At 69.7% G+C, this 26,466-nt stretch carries 29 protein-coding genes and 2 pseudogenes; 12 read left to right on the top strand and 19 right to left on the bottom strand.

All coding sequences use genetic code 11. From position 1 onward, the window contains the following. Positions 1–98 precede the first annotated feature (98 nt). The 3 genes and pseudogenes from ACZ4XJ_RS02710 to ACZ4XJ_RS02720 all read right to left on the bottom strand — a co-directional run bounded on the left by ACZ4XJ_RS02710 (position 99) and on the right by ACZ4XJ_RS02720 (position 4,286). On the bottom strand, positions 99–1,808 hold the full coding sequence (locus ACZ4XJ_RS02710) for a serine/threonine-protein kinase (RefSeq protein ID WP_468495039.1): 1,710 nt from the start codon (positions 1,806–1,808) through the stop codon (positions 99–101). A gap of 27 nt (positions 1,809–1,835) precedes the next feature. Next, a pseudogene (locus tag ACZ4XJ_RS02715) lies at positions 1,836–2,687 on the bottom strand (peptide-N4-asparagine amidase); the annotation flags it as partial. Between the two features lie 474 nt (positions 2,688–3,161). Next, positions 3,162–4,286, bottom strand: a complete 1,125-nt coding sequence (locus tag ACZ4XJ_RS02720; protein ID WP_468495040.1) for a heparin lyase I family protein — start codon at positions 4,284–4,286, stop codon at positions 3,162–3,164. A 1,030-nt stretch (positions 4,287–5,316) separates the two neighbouring features. On the opposite strand from ACZ4XJ_RS02720, the gene ACZ4XJ_RS02725 reads away from it, so the two are divergent. Together ACZ4XJ_RS02725 and ACZ4XJ_RS02730 are read left to right on the top strand one after the other, a co-directional pair. Continuing rightward, complete coding sequence (locus ACZ4XJ_RS02725; RefSeq protein ID WP_468495041.1) at positions 5,317–5,949, top strand: cytochrome P450 family protein; 633 nt, start codon at positions 5,317–5,319, stop codon at positions 5,947–5,949. A gap of 46 nt (positions 5,950–5,995) precedes the next feature. Beyond that, positions 5,996–6,217, top strand: coding sequence for a cytochrome P450 (locus tag ACZ4XJ_RS02730; protein ID WP_468495440.1), 222 nt, complete (start codon positions 5,996–5,998; stop codon positions 6,215–6,217). 56 nt (positions 6,218–6,273) lie between these two features. On the opposite strand, the gene ACZ4XJ_RS02735 is transcribed toward ACZ4XJ_RS02730, so the two are convergent. The 4 genes from ACZ4XJ_RS02735 to ACZ4XJ_RS02750 all read right to left on the bottom strand — a co-directional run bounded on the left by ACZ4XJ_RS02735 (position 6,274) and on the right by ACZ4XJ_RS02750 (position 9,577). After that, on the bottom strand, positions 6,274–6,867 hold the full coding sequence (locus ACZ4XJ_RS02735) for an excalibur calcium-binding domain-containing protein (protein WP_468495042.1): 594 nt from the start codon (positions 6,865–6,867) through the stop codon (positions 6,274–6,276). 842 nt (positions 6,868–7,709) lie between these two features. Beyond that, positions 7,710–8,144: a hypothetical protein gene (locus tag ACZ4XJ_RS02740; protein ID WP_468495043.1), complete on the bottom strand. Its 435-nt coding sequence runs from the start codon at positions 8,142–8,144 to the stop codon at positions 7,710–7,712. A gap of 207 nt (positions 8,145–8,351) precedes the next feature. Continuing rightward, complete coding sequence (locus ACZ4XJ_RS02745; RefSeq protein WP_468495441.1) at positions 8,352–9,188, bottom strand: helix-turn-helix domain-containing protein; 837 nt, start codon at positions 9,186–9,188, stop codon at positions 8,352–8,354. 266 nt (positions 9,189–9,454) lie between these two features. Next, positions 9,455–9,577 carry a hypothetical protein gene (locus ACZ4XJ_RS02750; protein ID WP_468495044.1) on the bottom strand — a complete coding sequence of 41 codons (123 nt, stop codon included), beginning with the start codon at positions 9,575–9,577 and terminating at the stop codon, positions 9,455–9,457. Positions 9,578–9,781: 204 nt separating this feature from the next. Between ACZ4XJ_RS02750 and ACZ4XJ_RS02755 the strand changes: the two genes are divergently transcribed. After that, positions 9,782–10,057, top strand: a complete 276-nt coding sequence (locus ACZ4XJ_RS02755; RefSeq protein WP_384004241.1) for an isoamylase early set domain-containing protein — start codon at positions 9,782–9,784, stop codon at positions 10,055–10,057. Between the two features lie 214 nt (positions 10,058–10,271). Here the strand turns inward: ACZ4XJ_RS02755 and ACZ4XJ_RS02760 are convergent, their stop codons facing one another. Both ACZ4XJ_RS02760 and ACZ4XJ_RS02765 read right to left on the bottom strand, forming a co-directional pair. Continuing rightward, the gene (locus ACZ4XJ_RS02760; RefSeq protein WP_468495045.1) at positions 10,272–10,601 is read right to left on the bottom strand and encodes an STAS domain-containing protein; all 330 of its coding nucleotides are present in this window, start codon (positions 10,599–10,601) and stop codon (positions 10,272–10,274) included. A 1,143-nt stretch (positions 10,602–11,744) separates the two neighbouring features. Further along, on the bottom strand, positions 11,745–12,587 hold the full coding sequence (locus tag ACZ4XJ_RS02765) for a WD40 repeat domain-containing protein (RefSeq protein ID WP_468495046.1): 843 nt from the start codon (positions 12,585–12,587) through the stop codon (positions 11,745–11,747). Between the two features lie 219 nt (positions 12,588–12,806). Between ACZ4XJ_RS02765 and ACZ4XJ_RS02770 the strand changes: the two genes are divergently transcribed. Continuing rightward, positions 12,807–13,025 (top strand): hypothetical protein, encoded by a 219-nt coding sequence (locus ACZ4XJ_RS02770; RefSeq protein ID WP_468495047.1) that lies wholly within the window; start codon positions 12,807–12,809, stop codon positions 13,023–13,025. A gap of 29 nt (positions 13,026–13,054) precedes the next feature. Here the strand turns inward: ACZ4XJ_RS02770 and ACZ4XJ_RS02775 are convergent. The 3 genes and pseudogenes from ACZ4XJ_RS02775 to ACZ4XJ_RS02785 all read right to left on the bottom strand — a co-directional run bounded on the left by ACZ4XJ_RS02775 (position 13,055) and on the right by ACZ4XJ_RS02785 (position 16,264). After that, a pseudogene (locus ACZ4XJ_RS02775) lies at positions 13,055–13,293 on the bottom strand (hypothetical protein). A 197-nt stretch (positions 13,294–13,490) separates the two neighbouring features. Then, positions 13,491–14,732, bottom strand: coding sequence for an IS110 family RNA-guided transposase (locus tag ACZ4XJ_RS02780; RefSeq protein WP_468495048.1), 1,242 nt, complete (start codon positions 14,730–14,732; stop codon positions 13,491–13,493). A gap of 1,196 nt (positions 14,733–15,928) precedes the next feature. Beyond that, positions 15,929–16,264 (bottom strand): hypothetical protein, encoded by a 336-nt coding sequence (locus ACZ4XJ_RS02785; RefSeq protein WP_468495049.1) that lies wholly within the window; start codon positions 16,262–16,264, stop codon positions 15,929–15,931. A 631-nt stretch (positions 16,265–16,895) separates the two neighbouring features. Between ACZ4XJ_RS02785 and ACZ4XJ_RS02790 the strand changes: the two genes are divergently transcribed. Beyond that, positions 16,896–17,417, top strand: coding sequence for a hypothetical protein (locus ACZ4XJ_RS02790; protein ID WP_468495050.1), 522 nt, complete (start codon positions 16,896–16,898; stop codon positions 17,415–17,417). A 134-nt stretch (positions 17,418–17,551) separates the two neighbouring features. On the opposite strand, the gene ACZ4XJ_RS02795 is transcribed toward ACZ4XJ_RS02790, so the two are convergent. The 5 genes from ACZ4XJ_RS02795 to ACZ4XJ_RS02815 all read right to left on the bottom strand — a co-directional run bounded on the left by ACZ4XJ_RS02795 (position 17,552) and on the right by ACZ4XJ_RS02815 (position 19,720). Next, entirely contained in the window at positions 17,552–17,791 is a 240-nt protein-coding gene (locus ACZ4XJ_RS02795) for a hypothetical protein (RefSeq protein ID WP_468495051.1), read from the bottom strand. Beyond that, positions 17,788–17,961 carry a hypothetical protein gene (locus tag ACZ4XJ_RS02800; protein WP_468495052.1) on the bottom strand — a complete coding sequence of 58 codons (174 nt, stop codon included), beginning with the start codon at positions 17,959–17,961 and terminating at the stop codon, positions 17,788–17,790. Before ACZ4XJ_RS02800 ends, ACZ4XJ_RS02795 begins: the two co-directional genes overlap by 4 nt. Before the next feature lie 99 nt (positions 17,962–18,060). Then, a complete protein-coding gene (locus tag ACZ4XJ_RS02805) occupies positions 18,061–18,912 on the bottom strand; it encodes a helix-turn-helix domain-containing protein (RefSeq protein WP_468495053.1) in 852 nt (283 codons plus the stop codon). Between the two features lie 27 nt (positions 18,913–18,939). After that, positions 18,940–19,467 carry a DUF6879 family protein gene (locus ACZ4XJ_RS02810; protein ID WP_468495054.1) on the bottom strand — a complete coding sequence of 176 codons (528 nt, stop codon included), beginning with the start codon at positions 19,465–19,467 and terminating at the stop codon, positions 18,940–18,942. Beyond that, entirely contained in the window at positions 19,436–19,720 is a 285-nt protein-coding gene (locus ACZ4XJ_RS02815; protein ID WP_468495055.1) for a hypothetical protein, read from the bottom strand. Before ACZ4XJ_RS02815 ends, ACZ4XJ_RS02810 begins: the two co-directional genes overlap by 32 nt. Positions 19,721–20,328: 608 nt before the next feature. On the opposite strand from ACZ4XJ_RS02815, the gene ACZ4XJ_RS02820 reads away from it, so the two are divergent. From ACZ4XJ_RS02820 to ACZ4XJ_RS02835, 4 genes are all read left to right on the top strand, one after another. Then, positions 20,329–20,631, top strand: a complete 303-nt coding sequence (locus ACZ4XJ_RS02820) for a hypothetical protein (protein ID WP_468495056.1) — start codon at positions 20,329–20,331, stop codon at positions 20,629–20,631. Next, entirely contained in the window at positions 20,628–20,870 is a 243-nt protein-coding gene (locus ACZ4XJ_RS02825) for a hypothetical protein (RefSeq protein ID WP_468495057.1), read from the top strand. The genes ACZ4XJ_RS02820 and ACZ4XJ_RS02825 overlap by 4 nt, the downstream gene beginning before the upstream one ends. 76 nt (positions 20,871–20,946) lie before the next feature. After that, positions 20,947–21,630 carry a tyrosine-type recombinase/integrase gene (locus ACZ4XJ_RS02830; RefSeq protein WP_468495058.1) on the top strand — a complete coding sequence of 228 codons (684 nt, stop codon included), beginning with the start codon at positions 20,947–20,949 and terminating at the stop codon, positions 21,628–21,630. A gap of 32 nt (positions 21,631–21,662) precedes the next feature. Beyond that, on the top strand, positions 21,663–23,459 hold the full coding sequence (locus tag ACZ4XJ_RS02835; RefSeq protein ID WP_468495059.1) for a tyrosine-type recombinase/integrase: 1,797 nt from the start codon (positions 21,663–21,665) through the stop codon (positions 23,457–23,459). A gap of 5 nt (positions 23,460–23,464) precedes the next feature. Here the strand turns inward: ACZ4XJ_RS02835 and ACZ4XJ_RS02840 are convergent, their stop codons facing one another. Then, complete coding sequence (locus ACZ4XJ_RS02840; protein ID WP_468495060.1) at positions 23,465–23,857, bottom strand: CPCC family cysteine-rich protein; 393 nt, start codon at positions 23,855–23,857, stop codon at positions 23,465–23,467. Positions 23,858–23,933: 76 nt separating this feature from the next. Between ACZ4XJ_RS02840 and ACZ4XJ_RS02845 the strand changes: the two genes are divergently transcribed. Together ACZ4XJ_RS02845 and istB are read left to right on the top strand one after the other, a co-directional pair. Then, positions 23,934–24,749 (top strand): Mu transposase domain-containing protein, encoded by an 816-nt coding sequence (locus ACZ4XJ_RS02845; protein WP_468495061.1) that lies wholly within the window; start codon positions 23,934–23,936, stop codon positions 24,747–24,749. After that, positions 24,746–25,519, top strand: coding sequence for an IS21-like element helper ATPase IstB (gene istB, locus ACZ4XJ_RS02850; protein WP_306092343.1), 774 nt, complete (start codon positions 24,746–24,748; stop codon positions 25,517–25,519). Before ACZ4XJ_RS02845 ends, istB begins: the two co-directional genes overlap by 4 nt. A gap of 18 nt (positions 25,520–25,537) precedes the next feature. On the opposite strand, the gene ACZ4XJ_RS02855 is transcribed toward istB, so the two are convergent. Continuing rightward, positions 25,538–25,891, bottom strand: a complete 354-nt coding sequence (locus ACZ4XJ_RS02855) for a hypothetical protein (protein WP_362882742.1) — start codon at positions 25,889–25,891, stop codon at positions 25,538–25,540. Between the two features lie 221 nt (positions 25,892–26,112). On the opposite strand from ACZ4XJ_RS02855, the gene ACZ4XJ_RS02860 reads away from it, so the two are divergent. Continuing rightward, entirely contained in the window at positions 26,113–26,454 is a 342-nt protein-coding gene (locus ACZ4XJ_RS02860; RefSeq protein WP_468495442.1) for an STAS domain-containing protein, read from the top strand. The last annotated feature ends 12 nt before the right edge of the window (positions 26,455–26,466 follow it).

Below are 26,466 nucleotides of genomic sequence, written 5' to 3' on the forward strand. Positions count from 1 at the left end.
CAGGGCGGTACGGGCACGCCGGCGTTCCGCGGCGAGGAGGCCGCGGACGGCCGGGGTGTCGCGGGCCGCCTCCAGGGGGCGCGGACGGGTACACGATGTCAGGAGGGCACGATCTTCCTGACCTTGCCGTCGATCCCGGCGAGGACGTAGCCGCCCTGACCGTACTCGTCGCTGAGGTAGGGCCGCATGCAGGGCTCCTTGTCCATCATCCAGGGGTCGACGATGACGTAGCGCGAGGTCGGCCTGTCGACCTTCAGGTCGCGTTGCGCCTGCTCCAACAGCCCCGGCAGGACGTCCCAGTTGACGGCCGCCATGTCGATGAGCGGCTCGCCGTCCTTCACCGTGCCCTGGGGGCCGGTGCGCCTGGCCGCGCCGTCCCGGTACTGCCAGGCGTCGACGGTCCTGGCGCCGGGGGCGGTGGGCACCGCGGCGATCACGTACTCCTCGTAGACCTTCAGGTCGACGAAGGTGGTGGTGCCGGTCTTCTCCTTCAGCGCGGCCAGGGCCGCGCGGACACCGTCCGGGGTGAGCAGGCTCCCCCCGACCTTCGTGCCCGTGCCCGGCGTCCTGGACGTCCCCGCCCTCGGGGTGCCTGTGGCGGCGACGGCAGAGGGCAGGGGCGTGGCGGGGGTGGAGGCGGTCGGGTTGCTGCCCTTGGCCTCGTTGCCGCCGTCCGAGTCGCCGTCGGGGAGCAGTTGGAACGCACCGAACGCCGTGCCGGCCAGGACCGCCGTCAGGAGTACGGCCGGCACGAGCCGGGACGGGGCCGGCCGGGCGGCGCCGGCCCCGTCCGACACCGCGGTGGTCCCGGGCCCCGGGCCGAACGCGGACTGCGCGAACCCCACCGGCGTCGCGTACGGGTTGGGCGCGCCGGCCGGGGGCGTCGCGGGCAGCGGCACCGGACCGCCGGCGGCGGGCGGCCCGTACCGGCCGAGGGCGGCCGACGGGACCGGGCCGGGGCCGCCGGCCTGCGCGCCGCGGAGCAGCGCTTCGAGGGCGGCGCCGTCGGGCCGCACCGCCGGGTCCCGTACGAGCAGCGCCTCCAGTACGGGACCCAGCGGGCCGGACCGGGCGGGGGCGGGGATCGGCTCGTCCAGGACCGCGACGACGGTGGCCAGGCTGGTGGCACGGCGCAGCGGGTGGGCCCCCTCGGCGGCGACGTACAGGAGCATGCCGAGCGACCAGAGGTCGGAGGCGGCCAGCCCCTCCTCGCCGCGCACGCGTTCGGGGGCGATGTACTCCGGGGAACCGATCAGGACGCCCGTCGAGGTGAGGGCGGTCGAGCCGTGCAGGGCGGCGATGCCGAAGTCGGTCAGGACGGCCGAGCCGTCGGGCCGCAGCAGCACGTTGGCCGGTTTCACGTCGCGGTGCAGCACCCCCTCGGCGTGGGCGGCCCGGAGCGCCGCGAGGACGTCGAGGCCGAGTCGCAGCACGTCGGGGACGGGCATCGGGCCGGCGGCGAGGCGGTCGTGCAGGGAGCCGCCCTTGACCAGCTCCATGACGATCCAGGGGTGGCCCTCCGAGCCCGGCGCGGGTTCGACGATGTGGTGGATGGTCACCACGTTCGGGTGGGCGAGGCGGGCGAGGGCGCGGGCCTCGCGGACGGCCCGTTCGCGCAGTTGGACGGTGAGGTCGGGCTGGGCGGCGGCCATGGCCGGGTCCGGCGGGCGCACCTCCTTGAGTGCGACGTCACGGTGCAGTGCGATGTCGCGGGCGCGCCACACCGTGCCCATCCCGCCGGCGCCCAGCGGGCCGATCAGCTCGAAGCGGCCGTCCACGAGCCGTCTACCGGCCCCACTCGTCTCCATGGGGCGTCATCGTAGGGGGCCCCGTCGTCAGCAGTGGCGGCGGTCCACCGTGAGCGTGCCCTGCGCGGTGGACACCGTCCGGTCGTAACATCCGTCCCCGCTTCCGGACCCGTACAGGCGGTGCCGGACGGTCGTGGTGCCCACCGCGTGCCGCTGATCGCGCGGAACGTTCGCCGTGTACGTGGCGTCGCCCGTGTAGCGGTCGTCGAGCGCCGACCGGTCGACCTCGCGGCCGCCGCGCAGGGTGACCGAATCGGCGCGGTCGCCGAGCGTGAGGACGGTGCGCAGCCGGTCGCCGGCGCCGAGGGTGGTGGCGCCGTCCATCGTGTACGTCCGGTCGGTGCGGGTGGTCGTCGGGCCGCGGGTCACGCTCTCCTCGTCGGTCCACGAGGCGGTCAGCGCGTCCCGGCTCCCGCCCTCGGTCCAGCGGTGCGCGGAGGTGGTGCGGACGGCCCGGGTGACGGTGGTCGCGACCCGGCCGTGGGAGGTGTCCAGATATCCGGCGACGGTGAGCCGGTGGCCGCCCGAGGTGTCGAGACGGTGTTCGCCGCCGGGCGGGGCGGGGGTCCAGCGGGAGGAGTTCGCCGGGGTGCCCTCCTCGTGGCGGGTGAGCGCGCCGGTGACGACGCGACGGCCGTGGTCCTGCCAGAGCAGCAGGTTGGTCGGGGTGCTCCAGCCGCTCTGCCCGACCGGTACGCCGGTGACGGACACCTCGACGCGGTGCGGTCGGCCGTCGTTGAGGAGGGCGGCGTAGGGGGTGAGGTCGTAGCGGATCGGCTGCACGTCGAAGGCGCGCGGGCCGGGGGTGACGTACCAGAGGAAGGGTTTGGGTGTCAGTATAGGAGCACGTCTGACCTCCGGTTTCACAGCAATCCTTCGGGATATCAGCACACTTGGTATGCCTGGAGTAGCCCCAGGTCACCCCGTGGATTCCCCGATCTTGCGCACCGCCAGGTGCCCGGGAGTGCCCGGAATCCGACGGTGCGTCAGAACCAAGGGGCGCGTCCTTGGACAGCTCGGCTCGCTCGTACCCCCGGGGTATGGGGAGGGTGAACTCGACGGGCTTGCCTGAGCCTGCTTCCGCCGTCTTGCGCTCTGCGTTTTCCCAGAGGGAGACACTTCGGCTTTCGGTGTGAGCCTGGTCGTATGCCAGGTTGACCAGGCCCGCACCGATGACGGCGGCGAGGACTCCTGCCAATAGCAGCATCATCTGGTTCCGGCTGGGTTCGAGATTCTCGCCACCAAATGGGTCTGTGATGACAGACGAGCATGACGATTGCCGGGCGGCGCCGCACCGGAAACGGCAATCTCAGGCCAGCTGACGGGCAGTACCGACGCACCTCATGGGGCTTCCTACAGCCCCAAAGGTCGGGCCTCCGTGATGCTTGCCCAGTCGTTCTCCGGATTCGCCCAGAACGAGATCTTCACGTAGCGCGCATCCAGGGCCCCTTGGCCGAAGAGAACGGTCTCGGGTGACAGGGTCGTCCCGGAGCTGCGGCCTTCCCATGCCTTGGTGTACGAGACTCCGTCCGGCGAGACGTGCACCGTGTAGTCGTTCCACCTGAGGTTCCCGCGGTGCCATGCCGTGGTTGCGCCGCACACCTGTCGGACCGCGCCGGTGTCGATGACGAGTGCTGCCCCGAAGCCTTGGCCGGACCAGCGTGTCCCCAGATCGCCGTCGACCGCGTGAGCCGGCGGGTTGGCGGGCTCGGAGGTGGAGGCGGAGGCGGCTGCCGGGGTGACCGGCCGTGTGCAGGTTCGCTGCGGCGAGACGTCCCGGTGGGTGGCACGTTCGTCACCCAGACGCACGGCGTCGTAGTACATGACGCGCTCGGTAGTGTTGGAGGGGGCGCCGGTGTTCCAATCCCAGTTGTAGATACCGAACTTGAAGTACGGCGAGCGCGGACCCCCACCGTGCGTCGCCCCTGTGCGGTGTAGGACCCGCTCACCATTCCTCCATACCTGAAGCAGGCCGGTGCTGTCCGTACGCCAGGTGACGTGGAAGACCCAGTCGACCCAGACTCCCGTGGTGTACGGGCCCAGGTCGATCATCTCGCCCCGGAAGTCGATCTTCCAGCGGCCCTCGTCGGTGAGCAGGGCCAGGGGAGGGGAGCCTCCAGGGCAGCCCGAGTCGCACTGGTGCCACTGGCTGACAATCTCAGCGGAGGTATCAGCCACCCAAGTCGACGGCAGGTTGATGCTGAAGCCATACCAGCGCTCGGCGCCCACGGGTTGCTCGTCACGCTGGGACACTTCGGCGCGTTTGCTGCTGGAGACGACGGGGTCGGATTTACGGAGTTCGAATCGGGCGGCGTGGGAGCCGTCCCGAACGGGGGCAGTGACGTTGGTCGCGCCGTACGACGTCGCCCAGTGCTTGTTGAGGTTCGGGGGCGCCGCGGCGGGGAGGGTGCGGTCTGTGGACTGCTCCCAGTCGAGGGTGCGCTGTACACCGGCCGGGTCGGCCTGCGCCGTCTGCACGGGCGCCAACGCCACCCCCACGGCGGCCACGGCTGACACGAGGGCCGACAACCAGGGCCTGGCATGCGATCGGTTCATACTCGAGCTCCTTCGGAGACGCTTCGTGGATCGGTCCGACGCTCTCGGTGCTGGGCACGGACTCTTCCCCCTGCGACGGGGCCGTGCAAGGGTCGACGGCCCGGCGCACGGTAGTGTTCGGGAGCGCCGAACGCGCCGCCACCAGAGCGCCGATAGCGCTCCCCGGGGCCAGGCGCCCGAGCGGTCGGAGCCGGCAGGGCACCCTCTCGTCCCTCCCTGTGCCCGATATGAAGCACGATCTCCTCCCCTCGAAGACCACGCAGACCATGCACGTGCTCGGGGACACGGCCGCCATCAATGTCGTTTGAACGGCGGCGGGGGCACCCAACATGCCCCCGCCCACCCCGGCGCTGACGGCACCCAACACGTGGGAGCGGCACCAGACCCCTCGCCCGTCGAAGCGGCACAGCTGGACCACCCTCACCGCCACCCGGTAGACCCTTCTCCCGCACCCGTCTGGCCGCCCTCGTGGGTAGGCTCTCGCGGTGGTAGCCATGGTGGAGGGGGACGGGGCGGATCCGGCGTGCTGGTGGCAGACCGTGGGACGGGAACGGCCGCGGGGGTGCCCGCGAACTCGGCTCGGATGTCCTTGAACGTGCGGACCTCCCAGCCCTTGCACTCCTCGCAGCCCATCCGTCGGGGAGGGTTCCCGGACAGTCGTACATGTGCATCTCGGTGCGGTGTCCCTTTCAGCTCTCCAGGTAGGTCAAGCGGGGCTGTACGGGCGGAGGGTGGCGCGGAGGCCGGGGAAGGTGCGCGAGGCTACTGCGGCACCCGCATTCGGCCTTCGGGCGCGGGCGCGGGCACGGTGGCAGTGCCCGCGCCCGTAGGGAATGGCGATGTTTCCGTTGGCGAGGAGCCGGGTCACCGGTTCTGTGTTTCTTGTGCGGGGTGGGGTGGGGTGGGCAGTTGCGGTTCGGCTCTGTGGACGGATGGCGGAGGGGTGGGCGTGGTGGCAGTTCACAAGGTTCAGCAGGCTGCGGGCGGTGTTCCTGGGCTGGGCCATGTGATCCGGTTGGTGCGTGATCCCCTCGTCTTCCTGGCATCCCAGCGGGAAGGGCCGGCGGTGGTGCGGCTGCAGCTCGCGGGGCGCCAGGTGTCTCTGGTCAACGGCGGCGAGGCGGCTCGTGAGGTGCTGGTGTCGCAGGTGTTCGACAAGGGCGGTCCGTTCATGGACACGGCGCGGGTCCTGGTCGGCAATGGTGTGATCACGTGCAGCAATGCTGATCACCGGCGTCAGCAGCCGGTGATGCGGCCCGCGTTCAGCCGGAAGCAGGTGGCCGGCTACGCCCCGGTGATGAGCGAGTGCGTCACGGAGACGGTCGGCCGGCGGTGTGAGGGTGAGCGGCTGGATGCGGAGGCGGGCACGTACGGGCTGGCGGCCCGGCTGGTGGCGCGGACGCTGATCGCGGCCCCGGCCGGCCGCCGGGCGGCCGATGTCATGGCTGCGGCGCTGCCGGTGTTGTTGGAGGGCGTGTTCCGGAGGATGCTGGTGCCCTGGCCGCTGCTGCACCGTCTCCCGCTGCCGGCCAACCGCCGCTTCCAGCAGGCGCAGGCCCGTCTGGAGGGGCCGTTGGTGAGGTGATCGGGCAGTACCGGGCGGGCAGGCGCCGGGGGACGATCTGCTGTCCCTGGTCATGGCCGCCGACGATGACGGGCGTCCGCTTGATGACCGCGAGGTGCGTGATCAGGTTCTGTCGGTGCTGGCGGCGGGCGTGGAGACCACGGCTTCGCTGCTCGCCTTGACCCTCCATGCCTTGGCCGGACACTCGGATGTGGAGCGCCGGCTGTGGGCGGAGCCCCACGACACATCACCGAAGCCGTCAGGTCCGGCCAGCCGGGGGAGCTCATGACCGACGCCGAGTACGACCCGTCCGGGGAACAGGCGTCCCGACGGCCCATGCCGGATTCACAACCAGGGTTCGCAGGCCACGCCGTCACCGTCCCGGTCGAGCTCAGATCGGTATCCTGGCTCCCCGCGGTACAGCGGCGCGGCACCGGCCGCGCGAGCGTCCGCACACCTTCGGTAGTGCGCGCTCGAATCCTCGGCGGTTGGTTCGGCCGATGTGGTGGCCCCGTTCGGCTCGGCGGGCGCGACCGGGTCTACCGGCGTGGGAGGTTCCGTCGAGAGGGCCGGCGTCCCCGGCGCCTGGGGAGCTGTCGCGGCCTGGCTGGGGGTGGCCAAGGGTCTCGGCGACGGCGTTGAGGTGAGTTCTGTCGTCACGTTCACGCTGGGGGTCGGCGGGGGGCTCGGAGTGGACGTGGGCTCCACGGACTCAGAAGGGCTCTTCTCCGGGGTCGGCCCGACGAGGAAGCCGATCCATAGAAGCGTAGCGAGAAGGCACCAGCCGGTCAGGACGGCCTTCGTCGCGACCCGGAGACGGGGCGAGCGCCACAGCCAGACGGCTGCCAGCGGCGGCACGAGGATCAACGCGACGGCACGGACCAGCCGGTTGGCACCGGATCGGCCTGGCGGCGGCTCCGAAGTGTCGTAAGGGTTCATCAGGCCTCCCCGGAGTGGGAAAGCAATGGTGTGGGAGAAGACCGCGCCGCACCACCCGGACACATGGCGGCTCGCCACCCGCCCCTCGTGGCGCTAGCCGCAGCGATCTTCCGCACGCTGCCGGGCGCCCGGTTCATCGCCTAGGTTCCGTCCCCCGGACGACTTCACGGGGTCCCGTTCGCAGCGGATCACCCCACTATCGTGACACAGATCACAGAAGTGCATGTGTGGCCCGTGTCCTCGGACACGGGCCACACGCACGCCACGACCACCAGGCGGCCAGTCACAGCACCCGCACCGACATCCAGGACGGATGGCGGCACAGCACAAGCTCCGGACATAACGGAGGGCCGCCCTCCCACCCGGCAGGAAAGCGGCCCTCGACCAGACCTACGGGGCCGGGGTGAACTCCACGTCGGTGCCGCCACAGCCGGCCGCGATGTCCAGCAACCGATCCCGCTCCAGCTCATCCACCGCCAGGCCCCAGCGGAGCTTCGTCGCGGTCCACTCCGCGCCTTACCGGCACAACACCTCCGAGGAGCCCGAACCAGGAGTTGCGGCGGGCGAGGGTGCCGGTGATAGCAGCAATGATCGCCTCGGTGGTGTCGCGCCTTTTGACCTTGGTCCAGCCTCGGGATCCGGGCGTGCACCGGCCCGTGAGGCTTTTGATCACCAGGCCCTCGACGCCGGAGACGTCGGTCCACGACTCCAGCCACTCCCGGGCGGTGGCGACGTCGGTGGTCGTCGGGCACAGCGTCCACGGAGCGGTCAGTGCACGATCGGCGAAAAGGCGCTCAAGGCGCCGGCGCCGCTCGCGCTGCGAGCGACAGGATGGAGCCGTCTCAGGTGCACTTGCCAGCGACGAGTTCGACCAAGGCCGCGGCTTCTTCCTTCGTCTTGCCGGTCCTCATGAGGGCGACTCCGTATGCCAGCGCGCCGTTCTGGCGGTAGGCCCGGCAGTTCCCCTCCTGGTCAGCGGCACTCAACTCGTCCCACGCATGCCGGGCGAGGACCCGATCCACGAAACCAATCGACACCGTCGGCGTCGGTCTGGGGCTGGTTCCAGGGAGTTGGAGGGGAGCAGCCGACGAGGGTGCCGCGTGGCTGTAGACGGGTGTCGGGTACGGGCTGGAGGCCACAGCGGCAGAGGCCGTGGAACCGCTGCCGCTGCTGTCGGCGAGGGAGGCTGCGGCCAGGAGTCCGGCGACCAGGAACACGAAGCCGCACACGATGACGGCGCCGGTCCTGCCGGCGCGGGGGTCTCGGTTGTCCTGCACAGGGCCTCCTGGGGAATGCGGGTGGCTTGCACTCTAGATCTTGGGAGTCGATCTCCGGGTTGCCTCAGGTCGTCCATGGTGCTCACCGGTCCGTCGCCGGCGCGGTGGTGAGGCAAGCATGGAGGCGGCGTTGACGCAGCCCTGAGCGCGAGCTGGACAGCAGCAGTTGCCATGCGTATCGGCTGCGGCGCATCAGCTGAACGTGGGTCAGTACGTACAGGATGTCCTGGCGGTGCCGGTCCTCTCCTCATGCGGCATCCACCATGCACTGTATGAGGCCACCGCCATCGGCACGAACTCCATCGTCAGGAGCGGCCACACCACAACCGCAGCCGCAAAGCCCAGCCCATCCCCCATATGACCTGGTTTTGCGTGAAGTCGAACGGCATGAACATCAGGCTCATCACCACGAAGGTCAATGAGCCCAACATCGCGACGAGGCCGTACACAATGCTGTTCTTGGCCGGTGACGTTTTCCTCATCACCGTCGAGAAAGACATACCGCAGGCCGCCCATCAAAAAGCCCATCGTCCCATCGCAGCGCCGAAGGATGCCGCTTCCATCACGAGTCCTTGCGTCACCGTGTGCGTCCCCACCCGAGTCCTCGAAGCCAACTCGCCTTTCCCGGCCATGACGCCGGTCGCCGGCGGCGGCCTCGGTTTCGATGAAAATATCGGTGATGCCTGCCCGACCGCCGTCGGCGAGTTCGTAGAGGCGGTGGACGTGCTCGCCGTCCGGCTGCAGCAAGCCCGCGACTGCGAACTCGTGCAGGATCCGACGGGTGTCACTGATCGGGATGCCGGTGGCCTCCGCAATCTGGCGAAGGTCTGCCCGGCCGCGCTCGACCGTGCGGAAGTAGGCGGCGATCTCCTTGACCGTGTAGTTGTGCAGCAGGCCACCGCGCGCCCGTGCGACCAGCTCCCTGACCCCTCTCCCTGCGGCGGCCCTCAGCCTTGACGCGCTCCAGCGCGGTTTCGACAGTGGCCGGGGCGGAGTAGTGGGCGAGCAGCCGGACCGCTTCCAGGCGACATAGCCGTTAGCGATGCGGTCACTGTGACCGTTCGCCGAACGATTCCTTCCGGACCCTCCAGGCCCTCATCAAGCACCGCCGCGAGCAGTAGACGGCGTTCGAACGCCGATCCACCCCGGCCACCCACCGCTCGCCGCACTCCGGGCACTCGACCCGGTCGGCGGCGCTGATCTCCGCCGCCACCCGCTTCCGCAACCGACGGTTCACCCGCCGCCACTGCCTGACACGACCCTCCGTTGAGCAGTACACCGCATCCGGCCGCGCCGCCAGCCTCAGCCGATCACCGCAACCCCTGCACACCCGCTCCCGGCACCGGGCGTGTCGGGTCCTGACCGGGTCGCTGCGGGCGCTGCTCCTCACGGCCCTTGCCCGGTTCCTGGCGCTTGTCCTGCTTGCCGCCCATGACCGTCACTCCTTGATGCGTTGGGGTACGGATTTTCTCCGTATCCCGCCAAACTGACACGGGTCATCACTTCCCGCACTTTTTCAACCACGGATTGTCGTGAGGGGTGACGGACTCGGTGCGAACGCGTCGGCGTGCGGGTTGTGGTCCGGATGCCGGAGATGAGCCGACCCGTCCACCCCCGTCCGTCAGGAGCCGATCGCCATGTTGGAGCGCACCCCGCGCAAGGACCGCACCGAGGTCACCTTCGTCCTGCCCGCCGACACCCCGCCCGGGCCGGTCAGCGTGGTCGGCGACTTCAACGACTGGCAGCCCGGCGTCCACACCCTCACCCCCCGCACGGACGGCAACCGGGCCGTCACCGTCGCCCTGCCCGCCGCGAGCACCCACTCCTTCCGCTACCTCGCCGCCGGCGACTACTGGTTCAACGACGAGCACGCCGAGACACAGGACGGCCCCAACAGCCGCCTGCACACCTGAACAGCCCAACCCGCGTGACGCATGACCACCGCGCACGTTGAGAACGACGACACGTGCCCGCCGGCCCGTTCCATCCCGAGCCGGCGCCGTGTGGCGGCCCCGCCACCTCGCCCGGCGACGGGGCCGCCGACCCCTCCGAGACCCGATGGGCCGGGTCACCCGACACCTCCTACGCCGAGCCGTTACGCGTCCCTGGTCGCCGCCCGGGAATGCATCACAGCCCGCGGGCCGCTTCGGTGCCGTCCGTCGTGGTGAACAGGGCCCGGACCTCGGTGAGGTCCAGCAGCATGCCCAGTCGATCGGGTACCGGACCGGCCAGGACCAGACGGCCACTGCGCAGCAGGAGCAGCATCAGGTTGAGCATCGAGGAGTCCGCGAAGGTCACCGCCGTGACGTCCAGAACGATCCGTCGTACCCCCGGATCATCCACGGCCGCCGTACCGGCCTCCTCCAAGGGGCCCAGGGTGTCCTGGTCGAACTCGCCCCCGCACACGATCACGCGGACACCGTCCACGCCGGGCAGTACTTGCACCCGCTGATCCACCGCAACTCCCAGCCTTGCTCACTGACGCGGAACCGCGCCCGTTCCCCACGGCCAAGGTACCCACGACCTTCTCCCACCAGGCGTACCCCGCTCATGATCCACAACACAGAGCGCCCCGGAAGCTCCACCCGGCGGTCTCGGATGCGTGCCGGGCGCCCGCTGACCTCTCATCCCCCGGTATGCACACCCTTGCGGATGGAAGGCTTGCCCAACCCGGCATTCGGCAGGCGGGCGAGGTTGCCCGGCTGCCGATCGAAGGAGCAGCGACAGACGCTCCCAGCCAGAGCCCGACCGTGTCGGGTCACCGCGCGGCGATGAGACCGAGGCAGGCGACGACCAGGCGACGGCCATCCTGGCCGCCGTGGTCGGCACGGCGAGGGCGGGGTGGCGGTGTGTGACGTAGCCGATGCCGCCCGCCGGGAGCAGCGTGACGAGGACCGGGAGCAGCAGGACGGCCAGGGCGAGCGAGGACACGAACGTTCTCTTCGTCGGGCATGCCAAGGTCTGCATGCGGTGGGGGTGGGGACGTCGTACGTCCCGGACCGGCCGGACAGCCGAGGGCGACGGGCGGGGGTTAGCTGCGCAACCCGCGCCGGGCGACGTCCTCACCTGATCACCGCACGCGGGCCCATTCAATAAAAGGCTGCCGATGTCTTCGCAGCTCAAAGCCGTGCGGGGGCTATTGAATGGTGGCCGGACCGGGTGTAGGGGGGAGCCAGCTCCACCGGGCTTGGCGGGCGTACCGTGGAAGTGCGGGCGGCACTCGCCCGATGCGTCGAGAGTGCCGCCCTGCCCGGACTCCCCGCGCCCGCCCGCCCGGACTGCCGGGCCGGGACACGCGCGGGTGAAGGTGAACCACCCGCAGCCGAACGACAAGGCCCTGATACACCGTGGTGTACCAGGGCCGACGTCGGACCGGTCGTACTGCCCCAGAGCACTCTGGGCACCGGACCTGACCCGCACACCCATGTCGGCACGGACTACCCACAAGCCTATCCACGCCCGGCCGCAGCCCGCGCCCGGTCCGGCGTCAGTTCCGTCCCGGGAGCCGGCCGGCCAGTCGTCCGCACGCTTCTCGCGCGCCCACCGCCGCCGCTTCCTCCCGCAGATCCTTCACGGACCGCTTGCATCAGTTGCGGGCACTTACAGGGCACAGCCGGGAACCACCCACAGCTGCACAACGCCGAGATCGTCGCCGGCCCTCTCGAACTCGGCTTCATCTTCGAATTCGAAGAGCCTCTTGTCGAGGCTGGCGGCCGCGAGGAGGGTTCCATCTGGTGAGAACGCCACCGCGAACGCCGCATTGTTGCGGGTGACCAAGGGTTCGCCGACAGCAGTGCGGGTGACCGGGTCCCACAACCGCACCGTGCTACCGCTGGGCTGGGCGATGGCGGTCGCCAACAGCGATCCGTCGGGTGAGAACGCCACCGCGAACACCGCACCGGTCCGAAGGGGCGGCAACTCCAGCACGTCCACCCCGGCCGCGTGCAGGAGTGCCCTGACCGCCAGCGATGATCCCGGCCCCGCAGGCGGACCTCCCTGGCGGGGCACGCCTGCCGCCGTGGAACCCACCGGCGGCTCGTCGACCGGAGTCGGATCCTGCTCCAGGAGCGTGGCGTCCGAGGCGGCGCCGTTTCGGCGGCCCGGACGCAGCTCCGCTGTCGCGCGCCACCGGCCGCGCCATTCCTCGAGCACGGGGTCGGTGCGGGCCGGGGCAGGGATCTCCTCGCCGTCCGCGTCCCACGACATCAGGGTCCGAACCAACAGGATGATCTTGTCGACGCTGACAAAGCGTGTGCCGGCGAAGGTCGTGCTCTGCGTGGCGATCGGCAACTGCGTCCCGCCGCCGATCCGCGCCGCCCGTAACGCGATCCGGCGTAGCGAGGGGTCGCCGCGTTCCACCTTCAGCTGGCGCAGGTGCCGTGCCTGCTCGGCGAGGCCGGCCTTGAAAGTGTCCGCACCATGTCCCGCGTCGGTGCTGTCCATCACGCCCGATATCCTCCCTGCCGGCCTGTCCAGCAGCGTCAACGCCTACCGGCGGAACAGTGGGGAACTTCCGTGAACACCCCGGAACAGCCCGAGCCGGGAGCAGCCTTGTTCCGCGGAACAGGCCAGGTGTACCGCGGTGCACACTCCCTGATCGACTGTCATCCGCTGTGTTCGCCTCATGCCGGCCCACGCCTCGAACGGCTCCAGGGTCGAAGCATGACAACCCACCAGAACGACCAGCCCGCCCCGCCCCCGGCCGACAACGGAGCCTTCCTCCCCCTGCGCACGGCCGTGGTCCTCCTGACCGCACTCGTGCTCGGGCTCATCGTCGGCGGCCTCACCGCCCTCACCGGCACCCACCCCGCCACCGCCGTGATCGCCGGACTCACCACCGCCGGCGCCGGCACAGCCGCCCTGCGAACCCTCATCCAATGACCCCCGAACAGCACACGCCGATCCTGGGATCACGGCGGGCTGTCCGCGGTATAGCGGTCGGGGGCGTAGTCGGCGCGGCCGCCGGGCCCGTACAGGCCGAGATCGGCGATCAGGAGCGCGCCTCCCGCCTGATCCGCAGTCGTCCCACGTCGAGCAGCTGACCATCGAGCGGGCCGCCGACCAGTTCGACGTACTCGTGCCCAGCCGTCGGCCCCGCCGGCTCCCCCGGCTCCCACCCGTACACCCGCGGCTCCCTCTCACATTCCATCCCGCCACGCTCCCACCACGGACCGTTCCCGTGGGGCCCGTTGCCAACACGGGGCCAGGACTGGTTCCTGAACGACCTCTGGCGGGCGAGGATGGGGGACGGGTCCGCCGCCGGGCGGGCCGCCCCGGCCGGTCCCACCGGATCAGCCTCTTCGTCCGGCTGACGCGTACAAAGAGACATCCGATGGGGTTTGCGGGTCAAGCAGCGATGGCCAGTTCGAACTTGGGCGGGGCGGGGAAGGCGGTGCTCTCGCTGTAGGGCCTACCGGTGGTGAGGCAATGGTGGAGGCAGCCGAGGAGCCGGTTGTAGAGGTTGCGCTGGGCTGAGCTGTGGCGGTCGCCGGCCTTGCGCCGTCGGTCGTAGTGGGCCCTGGCGCCGGGCGAGGCGGTGAGGGAGGCGAACGCCCAGACGTAGCCGACCGCGGCGAGCCGCTGATTCTTGACCCGGCGGACCATGACCGCGTGGCTCTTGCCGGAAGCGCGGGTGACGGGCGCTGATCCGGCGTATGCCTTGAGGGCCTTGGCATCGGCGAAGCGGGTGCGGTCGTCGCCGATCTCGGCGAGCACCCGGGCGCCGCTGAGCGCGCCCAGGCCGGGGAAGCTGGTGATGACCACGGCATCGGGATGCCGTTCGAAAAGCTCGACGGAGGCTTCGGCAAGGTCGTCCGCGGCGTTGCAGGCGGCCTCGAACTTGCCCAGCAGGGCCAAGGCCTGGCGGCCCATCGCGGTCTCGACCAGCTGGAGCTGGCTCATCTGCGGAACGCGCAGGGCGGCGTGCAGACGCTCGGCCTCGGCCTCGATCCCGCGCTGGCGGCCGGCGCGCTTGAGGACGGCCTTCAGCTGGGTGCGGGTGAGGCGGGCGGCCTGGCCAGGGGTGGGAGCGGCGGCGAGCAGGGTTCGTGCCAGCGGCGCATTGAGGCCGCCGGTGACCGGCTGGACGGCGGCGAGGTAGCCGGGGAAGTACTCGCGCAGGTGGGAGCGGAGCTTGTTGCCGGCCTGGGTGCGATCCCAGACGGCATCCTGCTGGGCACGTGCCAGGACTGCTATGGCCTGGACGAGCTCGCTGTCGGCCGGCAACTGGCGGTGGGCGTCGGCGTCGGTGCGCAGGATGTTGGCCAGCACCATCGCGTCGAGGTGGTCGGACTTCTTGCGCGAGACGCTGTGGCGCTCGCGGTAGCGGGCGGCGGCCATCGGATTGACGGCGTAGACGGGACGGCCGGTCGCGCGCAGAGCGGCGACCAGGAGGCCGCGGGAGGTCTCGATCGCCACCGGTATCCGCTCGGTGGGGCTGTCGCCGTGGTCGGCCAGGAGGTCGAGTAGCTGCTGCAGGCCAGCCGCGTCGTCGCCGATCCGGGCCCGGCCGAGGAGCTTGCCGTCGCCGTCAACCACGGCGACGTCGTGGTGGTCGCTGGCCCAGTCGATCCCGCAAAACACCTTCACGGGCGTCCTCCTTGTTCTTCCGTCCGATGTTCATAGTCACTGGTCAAAGACCTGCGCGGAGGCATGCGACTCCCTAATGGAAGGGCTCTGGGCCCGTTATCCGATTAGTCGTTCGTGACCCCAGCTGACCGCAGGGGCCTCGGTCTGTTCCAGAGCTCAAAGGCGTCCCGGTGAGGTGAGAGGTGCACCCTGCGGCGGGCTCGGACCACGGACATTCGACCATCCGCGCGGCAGCGGCCATGAGGGCGCCGGACGCCGGGGCCCGCCGGTCTCTTTGTGGAGGTCAGGGCCTCAGGTGTCGTTCAGGAGTGACCCCGGCGCCTGGCGCCCTCACGGTCGCGTTCCCCGGCGGCGGTTGGCCGATGCCCGGGGCCAGCGCCGCTTGGGACTCAAGGCCCCTGGATGTTGGCTCACCGGACGTCAGCTGATCACCGTCGAGGTGAAGCCGGCGGCCGCGCTCTTTTTCGAGGTCTCGCAGGATCGGGTAACGGGTAGCGATCCGTCGGCTTCAGGCCCCATTAGGTGTCGGAGCCGGAAACTGGATCCTGACACCTGACGCTGACGCTGGACGCGCGCGACGACATCCACCCTCCGGCGTAGATCAGAGAGGGCGGAGGGCGTCAGGTGTCGACCCGGGGCCCGCTCCGGCAGACGTGGGGGGAACGGATGGCGTCTTTCGGAGCGGTGTGGATCCCAGCCCATCAACGACCGGACACGCCACCGGTTCCGCACCCGATCATGCCCTACGAATCCGAGCCCAACGCGTAGCCGCGCCCGAGCGCGCACGCGAGAGGTGATCGCGGTTACCGATTACCGGTTACAGGTCGAGGGGAGCGACTCCCCGCCCGCCCTGAGCAGCGCGAACCCGCGCACGCAGATTCCGGTAACCGGTAACCGGCGCGCCCGCGCCGAGGACCGCCCGACGACCCGCCCGTTCGAACATCTGGCGGAGTCACTTCCCACCGTTCCCGTGGGGCCGGAGCCTGCACCGCCCGGAGTTCACCGCCGGGGCCCCCTCGTACGCGCACGTCACGCAGGCGTATTGGGCCCCCGCCGTCACCGCGGCTCGGGGTGGTGATGATGAATGTGATCGGCCCGGGAAATCCCGACCAGCCGTCCGCACCGTCCGCGTGCGAGACAACGCGGCGCGCGCCTGTCTCGCCGCAGAACGCGCGGTTGCGGCGGGGCGGCGGCCGTCAGATGCCACCTCCGCCACCTCCGCAGGAGCCACCACCTCCCCCGCCGTCCCCTCCCCCGGCGCCGTCCCCGCCGCCGCAGCCCGGGCTGCCGAGTCCGACGCCGTCGCTGCCGCCGCCCGCGGACCAGGCCCCCTCCTGGAACACCTGGAACGCTATGAGGCCCAGGATGAGGGAGATCAGCACGGGCAGGACGGCGGTCCCCACCATCCACCCCGTTCCCCTCGCCTCCTGGGCGTTCTGCAGATCCGGGTCCATCACGAGCCACACCAGGCTTCCCCAGGTGCCGAGGCACAGCACCCCACTGACCGAGGCCCAGATGCCGCCCCGGCTCACTCCCCCGCCGCCTTTGTCTCCATACGGGGCGTTGTGCCCGCGCCCCGATCGCGGAACACCGGCGTCCGTCAGAAGCAGGCGGCCAATTCCTCCGCGATGGCGTCTAGGTCCGCGAGTGATCCGCCCGCCCCGGCCGGCGGCCGCCGCGCCCTCGGCACCAGGCCTGCGCCCGAACGGGGTCAGGCAGCCTCCACGGTCGCCACCGCGGCGGCCTGCGAGGCCGACAACCGGATGCCCGCCGCCCGTCCCCGACCGCGAACCCTGCTGCGGCGCGCCAGCGCCGTCGGACGCGGCGCAGCCGCCATCGCGCCCGTACGCGCTACTACCCGCAGTAGCCTCGGCGCCGCACAACGCGAAACGCCCATCGCCATTAGGTCGGGGCGCTCCGGGGGTCACGGCCGGTGGTCTCAGGTGGCTCCCGCGGCGTCGAATGTCGGCTCGCCAAGAACTGCGGCTGCGACCAGCTGCACGCGTTCTACGCACCACGCGACCCGCGAATATCAGCGCATATCCCACCGAGCCCTGACCGATAGTCATAGGGGCCCAGGGGTTGCAAGTATCGCGCGAATGCATCAGGATTCCGATAGTCGCAGGGCAAGGCGCCTGGACTATCGACCTATTGGGGGTATGCGTGATCCACATCACGCTCGGGGCAATGCGCTACGTCAACCCGAAGGAGGACCAGCTGGGCCGTGACCACGTCGGCTGGGACCCGAACATGGATGACGAAGCCCTGTTCCGCGCCAACCGGGGATGCTGGGTTCTCGGGGAACGGGCCGACCGCGAGCAGTACGCCCTGCTGTCCTCGCAAGGCACCGTGCGCCAGGCGATCGAGATCGACCACCTCTTTCCAGTGGCTGGCGGTCGACGGGCGATCGAGGGCAACTTCCTGAAGGCCGGACACCCGGTCTACGACGCGTACGTGGGGAAGCCGCAGCCGATCGAGCCGGTCCGCAATCCGGTGACGTACTTCGAGTCTCCGCACGCGGCACGGACGTGCGGCTGCGGTTGTGACGCGCCGGTCACCCTTGGGTGGTTCCTGAGTGGACACGACCAGAAGGCCCTGCATGACCGCGTCGCCAAGATCGGCACAGTCCACCAGTTCATCGACTGGTTCGACCGCACGTACACCGACCCGTCTGCCAACCACTGACGTTTTCCGACGGGGATGCCCCTTCGGTGCGCAGAGATGCCGTCGAAGCGTCCCGGGCCGCAGGTCGGCGGCGCCAACGAGAAGCGCCCCGACGCATCAGGTCGGGGCGCTTCCGGGGTTCACGGCCGGTGGTCTCAGGTGGCTCCGGCGGCCTCGATGTTTCCGATGGCGGTGGGTAGCTCGGTGCCGCCCCCGGCGGGGCGGATGTACGCGCGCCGGGTCCAGCACGGACCGCGATGGGTGGCGACTTCCTCGAGGACGACGGCCATCAGTTCGCCCTCGGTGCCGGAGGCGATGTCGCGGACGCGGCGGCCCAGGAGCGGGTGTTCCTCGTGCCCGAAGCCGAGGGTGGCGGCCTTCTCCGGCTGCTTCACGCCGTGTCTCCGTCCGGGGCCGCGTCGGTGTCGTCCGGGGTCTCGCACTGGTCGAGGAAGCGGGCGAGTCCGCGGTCCGCGCGGGCGAGCAGCGCCGGGGAGGGAGTGCCGAAAGGCTGCTTGGGCGGCACGGGCTGGTGGGGGTTCGGGGCGTCGGGGGGTGTGCGCATGTTGGCCTCGCTCGCGTCGTGGGCCGCCGGGTACCGGCACTTCGACGCTAGGGAGGTAGCGGGTGTGCCCTCAAGAAAGTTGCACGAAGTTGCTGCCGGTCACCCGAGTGCTTCGATCGCTGCCCGGATCAGGGCGCGGGCCGGCGGGCCGAAGACGGCCAGCTGCTGGAGTTCGCCGAACGCCTTGGTGTAGACGGCGATCTCGGAGGGGCGGGTGATGGCGATCTCGGCGGAGAGGGTCTCGACGAGGACGCGTTCGTGGTCGAAGACCATGAATGTCTCCAGCGGCCAGATGACGCGCGGCGCGGTGATCGGGATGATCCCGAGGGCGACGGAGGGCAGGGACATCAACTCGAGGAGCTTCCCCAGCTGTCCGGCCATCACTTCGGGGCTGCCGATCTGGTAGCGCAGGACGGTTTCCTCGGCGAGGAGCACGAAGCGGTGGTCGCCTTCGTAGATGACGCGGGAGCGGGCCAGGCGGGCGGTCGCGGCGTCGACGGCGTCGTTGGGGGTGCCCTGGAAGGTGCTGATGGCGGAGAGCAGGGCGGTGGCGTAGGGGTGGGTCTGGAGCAGGCCGGGGACGACGTTGGAGCAGTAGACGCGGAAGACGCGGGTGCGCTGGTAGAGCGGGACCACGGACTCCTGGAAGGCTTTGATGCCGACGCGGTGGAGGCGTCTCCACTCCTGGTACATCTCGTCGGCCGTGCGGGATGCGGCGATGAGGTCCTCGGAGTGCTCGTCGGCGTCGCACGCCCGGCACCAGGCGCGGATGTCGGCGTCCGAGGGCAGGGTGCGGCAGTTCTCGATGCGGGACGCCTTCGACTTGTGCCAGCCGCACAGGGCCGCCACCTCGAACGCCCGGAGCCCGGCGTCCTTGCGCAGTCCCACCAAGCGCCGGGCGAGCGCGACGCGGGCGGCCTGCGCGGCCGAGGACGGGGACACGGTCGTCATGAGGTGGCGGACCCTTTGGTGCGTCGGTCAGATGCGGTAGTCGGCGTGCGGGGTGGCCAGGTCCCACACCGACCGGAACGCCTCGGCGCAGAGCTTGATGGCCTGCGGGTCCTCGGTGTGGTCGGGCTCCAGGGCCTCGCCGTCGCCGGAGAAGACGTTCCAGCGCACGACCTGGTCGTCGATGAGCCAGAAGTCGTTGCCGGGCAGCGCGAGGGTCGATGCGCGGCGGCGGCCGAGCCAGCGGACCCCTTCGCCGGCGCGGAGGTTGGCGTCGGTGATGGCGTGCTCGAAGCGGACATAGTCGGTGACAGGTTCGGACACGATCCGGGCCCGGCGCACCTTCACCCCTCGGGCGACGGTGCGCTCGACGAGGGGCAGCCAGCCACTCCAGTACGCCGAGTCGTCGGCGGGCACGCTGCCATCCCGCAGGAACGCGTCGTAGACCTCGCGCTCCTCCCCCACCGCGTAGATGTCGCGGAGCTCAAGGTGAAGGGCGTGCTGGCGGGCGGAGTCGAGGAGCGCGTCAAAGCTGGGCGTGGGCAGCTTCTGCGGCATCGCACGCCTTCCTGATCTGGTCCACCATGCTGACCGGGATACGGATGATCGCCTCGTCGTCCGCCGGCGGACTGTCGTGGCCGCAGGCGGTCCGTGTCACCGCGTCGGCGACCTTGCCCTGCAGCACCAGTTCCGGTCCCACCGGGGCGTCAGTGTCCACCCAGACCGCCGGGCAGTTCCCTCCACCCGAGTTGGGATCCGTTCCGAAGAAAAGTAGCGCCATGATCGCCTCCTGAGCGAGCCGGTTGCGCACAGTTGCAGACGACGGTCCCGCGCCTGCGGTACAGCGGTCAAGACCCCGGAAGACAGTAGCGACCAGCCTTGACTGCGACAGATCATTGCGACCGCGATTTATAGGTGGCGGGTGAGCACGGTTGAAGGCGGATCCTGGTGCGCGATCGATGACCAGCGCGCTCACCTGCTGCAATGCCCTTGTGCTCGGTGACGGCGGTGGCGATACCCGCCAACTCACCCTCACGATCCGCCAACTCCTTTCCTCTGCGCGTCCCTGACCTGCACCGGAGCGAGCGTGCCGCCAACAACTCACAGGAGTTTTCGCAGGTCAGGGCTGCAGCGGGGTCTGTTGCAGCGGGTGTTGCAAGGTCGCGTTGCACTGTGGCGGACAGGCGGCGACGGTGCGGTCGGCATGGCTGCGGGTCCGGGGGGCGGCCGGTTGCCAGGCTGACGCCGTGCCCGCCCGCCAGCCTTTTGGGAGTTCCGCCGTGTCCGTCGTGTTCCGCATCAGCTGCTGCCTGTGCCGCAAGAACATCCCGCTCACCGGCGACGTGTTCGCATTGCACGCGAAATGGCAGCGCCACGGTCCCCGCCATGGTGGGGACCGTGGCCTGTCGACCGTGCGCCGTGGGCACAACCTGGCGCTGCACGAATCGCGGCTACTCCTTCGTCGATGGCCACGTCCCCGTCGCTGACAGCCCCTGCTTCGACGCCTGGAACCACCTCTCCGCCCCTGGCACCCACCGCGGTCTGGTCCAGGAGCACCCCCGATCCGGCTTGCTCCAGGGAGCCGAGCCCTACCTGCGCTGGCTTGTCGACCGCAAGGACACGCGTCCCGACATCGCCGCCGCGGTGCGCGAGGCTCTGCAGGAGTGGGACGAGGTGCGGTGCGGCGCGCCGACCGCCCAGCGCGAAGGAGCCAGCCGATGACCGCCCGCCACCCAGACGCCGCGGTGGTGCTGATCGATATCGAGAACGCGATCGGCTCCCACGCGCATGCCCCCGTCGCCCTTGCCCGACTCTCCGCCCTGCTGGACTGCATCCCGGCCCAGGCCCGCATCACCGCCGCCTGTCCACCAGCCCGCATCCGCCCGGACGTCAAGCGTGCCTTGGCCGAACGCGGCATCCAACTGCTAGCCGCGACGAGGGACGAAGGTCGTCCGACTTGAGGACGGTGAAGCGGGGCTTTCAGCGCGGACAATCAAGCGTCGGCTGGCCAGCGTCTCCGGGCTATTCGGCTACCTGATGACCCGCGATGACCTCTCCATCGAACGCAACCCGGTGCCGACCGGGCTGGCCAACCGCCGCCGGAGCGGCAATCGAGGGTCGCCGCTGTTGCGCACGCCGCGTACCCTCCCGCGCGTCCTCGGGCCGCGCGAGGTCGAAGAGGTGCTTGGTGCGCTGAACACCAGGCGGGACCGGGCCATGGTTCTCGCGATGCTGCTGGGCGGACTGCGCCGCTGTGAGGTGCTCGGCCTGCGGCTGAGCGACCTGTCGCCGGGCGAGCGTCGCGTCTTCATCAGCGAGGGCAAAGGCGGGCACCAGCGGCTGATACCGATATCCGCACAGTTCTTCGCCTCGGTCGGCGACTACCTTGAGCAGGAGCGTCCTGCAGTCGACCACGACCGGCTGTTCGTCGTACTTCGCGGACCGACCCGCGGTCGGCCGCTCTCCTCCGATGGTCTGGACGAGATCCTCGACGGGGTCCGGAAGCGGACCGGACTGCCAAGGCTGACCTGCCACCAGCTCCGCCATACGTGCCTGACCCGGCTGCGGGAGGCGGGCATGGCCCTGGAAGCGGTACAGGCCCAGGCCGGACACCGCTCCATCGAATCCACCCGGCTCTACATCCACCTCGCGAACAGCTGGCTCGCCGAGCAGTACCTCGAGGCAAGCGCCGCCATCGATGCCGACACGGCGGACGTCTGATGCGCCGGGCCCGAGCCGCAGCATTGCCGATCGTGCGTCCGGACCTGGTCGAGTTCTACCTCGCTCACCGGGCTGCACAGGGCATGAACACCGACCACAAGGTCCGCTGGGGTGCTCGTGCCCTGCTTGTCGCAGTGCCCGATCTGGAGGAGTTCTGCCGCCTTCCGCTCGAGCGTCAACTCGCCTTCAACCATGAGACGCACCGATTCATCAGCTGGCTCTCAGTCACCGGACGTCTGCAGCCCGGGGCGGACTACCTGGTCGCGCGGCGCCCACGGCTGGGCATCGTGCTGGCCAGGACGGAGCCGGAACTACACCTGCGGTTCATGGAGACAGCCCGGACACTCGGCTTCCGCGACTATCTGGCCATGTCCCAGTTCAATCTGCTGGGCCACTTCGTGGCTCTCTTCGGCAAGCAACCGCACGAGCTGCAGCAGAGTGACTGGGACCAGGGCCGTGATCTGCTGCTGGAGGCGGCCCGTCGCATTCCCAATCGCGGGGTCAAGGCCCTGTCGACCTCTCTGTTCAACCTCGAGGCGACGCTCTTCCACTGCGAGCTGTCCAACGAGCTCCCGCGCCGACGTCACCCGGATCGAGCCGGCATCCGTGCCGCCGAGTGGTCACGCGTTGCACCCACAATGGCGTCCACGATGCAGAACTACCTCGAACAGATCGCGGGAACGCTGCGGCCGGGCACGGTGAAGAACGCCGAGCTGACGCTGCGGGAGTTCGCCCTGCTGGTGGCCGCCGAGGACACGACCGTGACATGTGTTGCCGAGCTCAAGCGGCAGCACGTCGAACGCTACCGGCAGTGGCTGCTGGAGCGGCCTGCCGCCCGCGGTGGGCCGCTCCACCGGCACACCGTCCGCGACCGGCTGAGCAAGCTCCGAGGATTCTTCCGCCGCCTGGACGAGTGGGACGCCGTCGACCGGCCGCCCCGCCAGCTGGTGTTCGACAGCGACTTCCCGATCGCGGACGAGCCACTACCGCGCTTCCTCGACGACGCCGCAGCTGCCAAGCTGCTGGCCGCCGCCCGACGTGATCCCGATCCGTTCGTCCGGCTGGCCATAGAGATCCTGGCCCGAACCGGAATGCGCCGCGGCGAGATGCTCGGACTCACCATCGACGCAGTCGTCCAGATCGGGTCCGCCTATTGGCTCCGCATTCCGGTCGGCAAGATGCACACCGACCGCTACGTCCCCCTGCACCCGCAGCTGAAGACGCTGCTGGACGACTGGCTATCACACCGGCCCGAGGGCCTTCGTTCGAACCTACTGTTCACCGATCACGGTCGTGCGGTCAACGCCTCCCGCATCGAAGCCGCCGTCCGCAGGACCGCCGAGCGAGCCGGCCTCGGCCGGGTCACGCCACACCAGCTGCGGCATACTCTGGCCACCCAGGCGATCAACCGGGGTATGTCCCTGGAGGCCATCGCCGCGCTTCTTGGACATCGTTCGTTGTCCATGACACGCGTTTATGCTCGGATCGCCGACCGGACCGTGGCGGACGAGTACTTCGCCGTCTCGGAGAAGGTGGAGGCGCTCTACGACGCCCCGCGCTGCCTGCCGGCCGATGCCGAGGGCTCGGAGATGGCCAAGCTCCGCCGGGAAATGCACCGTCGCATGCTCGGGAACGGGTACTGCGCTCGCCCGGTCGAGATGGACTGCCACTTCGAGTCGATCTGCGAGTCCTGCACGTTCTTCGTCACCACGATCGAGTTCCGTCCAACGCTCGAACGCCAGCGGGACGACGCGGCAGCGAAGGGGCAGGTTGCCCGCGAGCAGATCTTCGACGGGCTCCTTCACCGACTCGACGAACAGGCCGGGTGACGACGTCACTGAGCGGGACGCCAGAATCCGGTGCTCCTATATCGCCACCAGTAAAGGACAGTGCGGTCGTCAGGCCAGGCGGCTAGCTGCACGGCCTTGGGCTCGAAGCGATCGCGGTCTGTATCGATGGGGCGCCAGCTCGAGTCCAGCGGCTCGTCGTCCTCGGGATACCTGACGTGTTCCATGGACCGTTCGTCGCATGCTCCGTAGTCCTGGAAGTTCTGCTGGGCCTCGATCAGGGAAGGCCTGTTGGCGCCACCTGAGTAGTCCGGCCAGCGCAGCTGGATGGCGTCGTCCTCCCAGAAACAGACCGGGCAGATCTGATACGAGCCGGGCCCGTCGTTCATCGTCAGGTGGCCACAGCACACGCAGGGATACTTCAGGATCACGTCCGACATCCTGCCGGATGCCTACGTGAAGCTCCAGCGGGTATCCCGTGCTTGACATCGAGACCCGCATATTAGAGGGGTGCCGATGTCGATCGTCTACGACCGCACGAAAACGGTGGTCCGCTGGCACGTCGCACCGGGTGAGGCGGTGCCTCTGCATCCCGAGGCCGTCGCGTTCGCCGGGCATTACGACTTCGATCCCGACGTGCTGGCCGCCTACCGGCCCACGGGGAAAGGCCGGGTCGAGAGGCAGGTACTGATCGTCCGCGACCACGTTCTGGCCGGACGCGCCTTCTCCTCCATCGAGGAAATGAACGCCGCGTTCACCGCCTGGGTTCCAATGCGGCGGGCGAAGGTTCACGGCACCCACGGCGAGGTCATCGGCCTGCGGGCGGTCCGCGACCACGTGGCCCTGCGGCCGCTGCCGCAGACGCCTTATGTGGTCACACAGCGACACCTTCGCTATGTCGGCAAGGACTGCCTGGTCGCCTTCGATGCGAATCTCTACTCGGTGCCGGCCCGCAGGGTTCGTCCGCGTCAGCTGGTCGAGGTCAGGGCCACGAAGTCCCAGATCATGCTGCATGCCACCGTCCCCGGTCACAGCGGCGAGACGCTGCTGGCCACACATCCGCGGGCCCCCGGGCGGGGCGCCCGGGTCGTGGATGAGAAGCACTGGGACGGCCTGCCCACGGGATCCGGCCGCCGCGTCACAGCCGGCGACGGGAGCCTGCCGCTGCCCCGCCGGCAGAACACAGGCCCCGATTCCGGGCCGCTGGCGGCCTTGCTGAACCGGGCCGCGGTCACCCAGGTCGAGGTCGGCCGCCGGCCTTTGTCGGTCTATGACGAGCTGACCGGCACCCGCCCCTTCACCACCAAGCCGAGCACGAGGGAAACGTCTTGAGTGAGCTGGTCTCCACCCGCATCCGCAACACAGCCGGCAAGCTGGGACTGCCCCACCTGGCCGAGGCCCTGACTCAGTACGCTCAGCGGGCTGACGAGGCCAAGATGGGCTACCTCGACTTCATCGACCTGGTCCTCTCCGAAGAACTCGCGGTCCGTGACGACCGCCGCTTCCGCACCGGCCTGCGGATCTCGAAGCTGCCGCACCACAAGACGCTGGACGACTACGACTTCTCGTTCCAGCCCGAGCTCGACCCGCGCAAGGTCAAGGACCTGGCGACTCTCTCCTTCGTCGAGGCCAAGGCCAACGCGGCTCTGCTCGGGCCGCCGGGAGTGGGCAAGACACACATCGCCGTCGCTCTCGCGGTCGCGGCATGCAGGGCCGGATACTCGATCTACTTCACCAGCCTCGACGACATGGTCCGCAACCTCAAGACCGCCGAGGCTGCCGGGCGCCTGACCAGCAAGCTCGGCAGCTACCTCCGACCTGCTGTCCTCGTCGTCGACGAAGTGGGCTACCAACCCCTCGAACGTGCCGAGGCCAACCTGGTCTTCCAGGTGATCTCAAAGCGCTACGAAAAGGGCTCGATCATCCTGACCTCGAACAAGACCTTCAGTGAATGGGGACAGGTGTTCGGCGACGAAGTCCTCGCCACCGCCATCCTCGACCGACTCCTCCACCACTGCGACGTGATCTCCATCAACGGACCCAGCTACCGACTCAAGAACCGGATCGCAGCCATCGAACGCGACCGGGACGACGCAGCCTGACCAAGCTCCCGGGAGTCTTCACAGGTCAGTCCAGACATGCCCCTCGGAGTAGTCGTGCCAGCCCCGAAAGAACCAGTTGGCAAGATCCCCGATTCGCTCGATGCAGTCCTCGAAGTAGGCATCGGGCGCCGGCTTTGGAAAGTTCGGATGTGACGTCCACGACGGAACCCAGGTCGCGACCTCATAGAACCCCTCAGCGACCCATCGATCGAGTTTCTCGTCAGACTGGGACCGCTCGCATGCGGCCCGCATCGCCCGCTCCAGGCAGGTGAAGGCAGTCCGATCCCAGTCCAGATCTCCACGCAGCCGCAGCAGGAAGCTCCCTTCCTCTGCGTCGAACTCCCGCCTCAGAACCTTGGTGATCTCGTCCATGGCCGAGATCATGACAGGCCCCCGAGAGACCCCCGACACTGCCTTCGGTCAGCCAATCCCAACCATCACGCCGACCGTCAAGCGGTGCACGTTTGTCTGTACTTGGCGGAGCACTCAGAGGAGTACGCCGACAGCGAGCCTTGATCCGCTTTGGGGAACACCGCGCCAGGATGGGGTCCTCAAGGCGCGCCTACGGGCGGGAGGAGAACCCTTTGATCAACGTGGACGTCCAGCATTGCGGTCATTCGGTCCTGGTCAGTGCCACAGGCAAGCTCGACGAGGAGGCGGGTGCCACGCTTCAGCGCTCTCTGGACCACGCCACCGGCGGCGAGCGGGACCTCATGGTCGACCTGCACGGCGTGGTGTCCATGGACCGTGACGGCCTGCTTCACCTGCTGGAGCTGCACCGGCGTGCGGAGAGTCTGGGCCTGCGGGTTCTTGTCACCGGCTGGCAGCCCCAGCCCCAGCGGGCCCTGGCGCAGGTCGCCGGCATCCCAGGGCCCGGCTCGGCCATCGGCGAGCGGTACGCCCTGGCGGGCTTTAGACCGTGTCCTATGTGGTGAGGCGTCGTTGAT

It is taken from the genome of Streptomyces sp. NPDC029836 (assembly GCF_055574495.1).

What these genes read in the sequence shown, in the direction of transcription:
- ACZ4XJ_RS02710 (WP_468495039.1), bottom strand. Translation starts at nt 1,808, where the DNA reads ATGGAGACGAGTGGGGCCGGTAGACGGCTCGTGGACGGCCGCTTCGAG.
- ACZ4XJ_RS02735 (WP_468495042.1), bottom strand. Translation starts at nt 6,867, where the DNA reads ATGAACCCTTACGACACTTCGGAGCCGCCGCCAGGCCGATCCGGTGCC.
- ACZ4XJ_RS02750 (WP_468495044.1), bottom strand. Translation starts at nt 9,577, where the DNA reads ATGGGCGGCAAGCAGGACAAGCGCCAGGAACCGGGCAAGGGCCGTGAG.
- ACZ4XJ_RS02755 (WP_384004241.1), top strand. Translation starts at nt 9,782, where the DNA reads ATGTTGGAGCGCACCCCGCGCAAGGACCGCACCGAGGTCACCTTCGTC.
- ACZ4XJ_RS02765 (WP_468495046.1), bottom strand. Translation starts at nt 12,587, where the DNA reads ATGGACAGCACCGACGCGGGACATGGTGCGGACACTTTCAAGGCCGGC.
- ACZ4XJ_RS02770 (WP_468495047.1), top strand. Translation starts at nt 12,807, where the DNA reads ATGACAACCCACCAGAACGACCAGCCCGCCCCGCCCCCGGCCGACAAC.
- ACZ4XJ_RS02800 (WP_468495052.1), bottom strand. Translation starts at nt 17,961, where the DNA reads ATGCGCACACCCCCCGACGCCCCGAACCCCCACCAGCCCGTGCCGCCC.
- ACZ4XJ_RS02805 (WP_468495053.1), bottom strand. Translation starts at nt 18,912, where the DNA reads ATGACGACCGTGTCCCCGTCCTCGGCCGCGCAGGCCGCCCGCGTCGCG.
- ACZ4XJ_RS02810 (WP_468495054.1), bottom strand. Translation starts at nt 19,467, where the DNA reads ATGCCGCAGAAGCTGCCCACGCCCAGCTTTGACGCGCTCCTCGACTCC.
- ACZ4XJ_RS02825 (WP_468495057.1), top strand. Translation starts at nt 20,628, where the DNA reads ATGACCGCCCGCCACCCAGACGCCGCGGTGGTGCTGATCGATATCGAG.
- ACZ4XJ_RS02830 (WP_468495058.1), top strand. Translation starts at nt 20,947, where the DNA reads ATGACCCGCGATGACCTCTCCATCGAACGCAACCCGGTGCCGACCGGG.
- ACZ4XJ_RS02840 (WP_468495060.1), bottom strand. Translation starts at nt 23,857, where the DNA reads ATGTCGGACGTGATCCTGAAGTATCCCTGCGTGTGCTGTGGCCACCTG.
- ACZ4XJ_RS02845 (WP_468495061.1), top strand. Translation starts at nt 23,934, where the DNA reads ATGTCGATCGTCTACGACCGCACGAAAACGGTGGTCCGCTGGCACGTC.
- ACZ4XJ_RS02855 (WP_362882742.1), bottom strand. Translation starts at nt 25,891, where the DNA reads ATGGACGAGATCACCAAGGTTCTGAGGCGGGAGTTCGACGCAGAGGAA.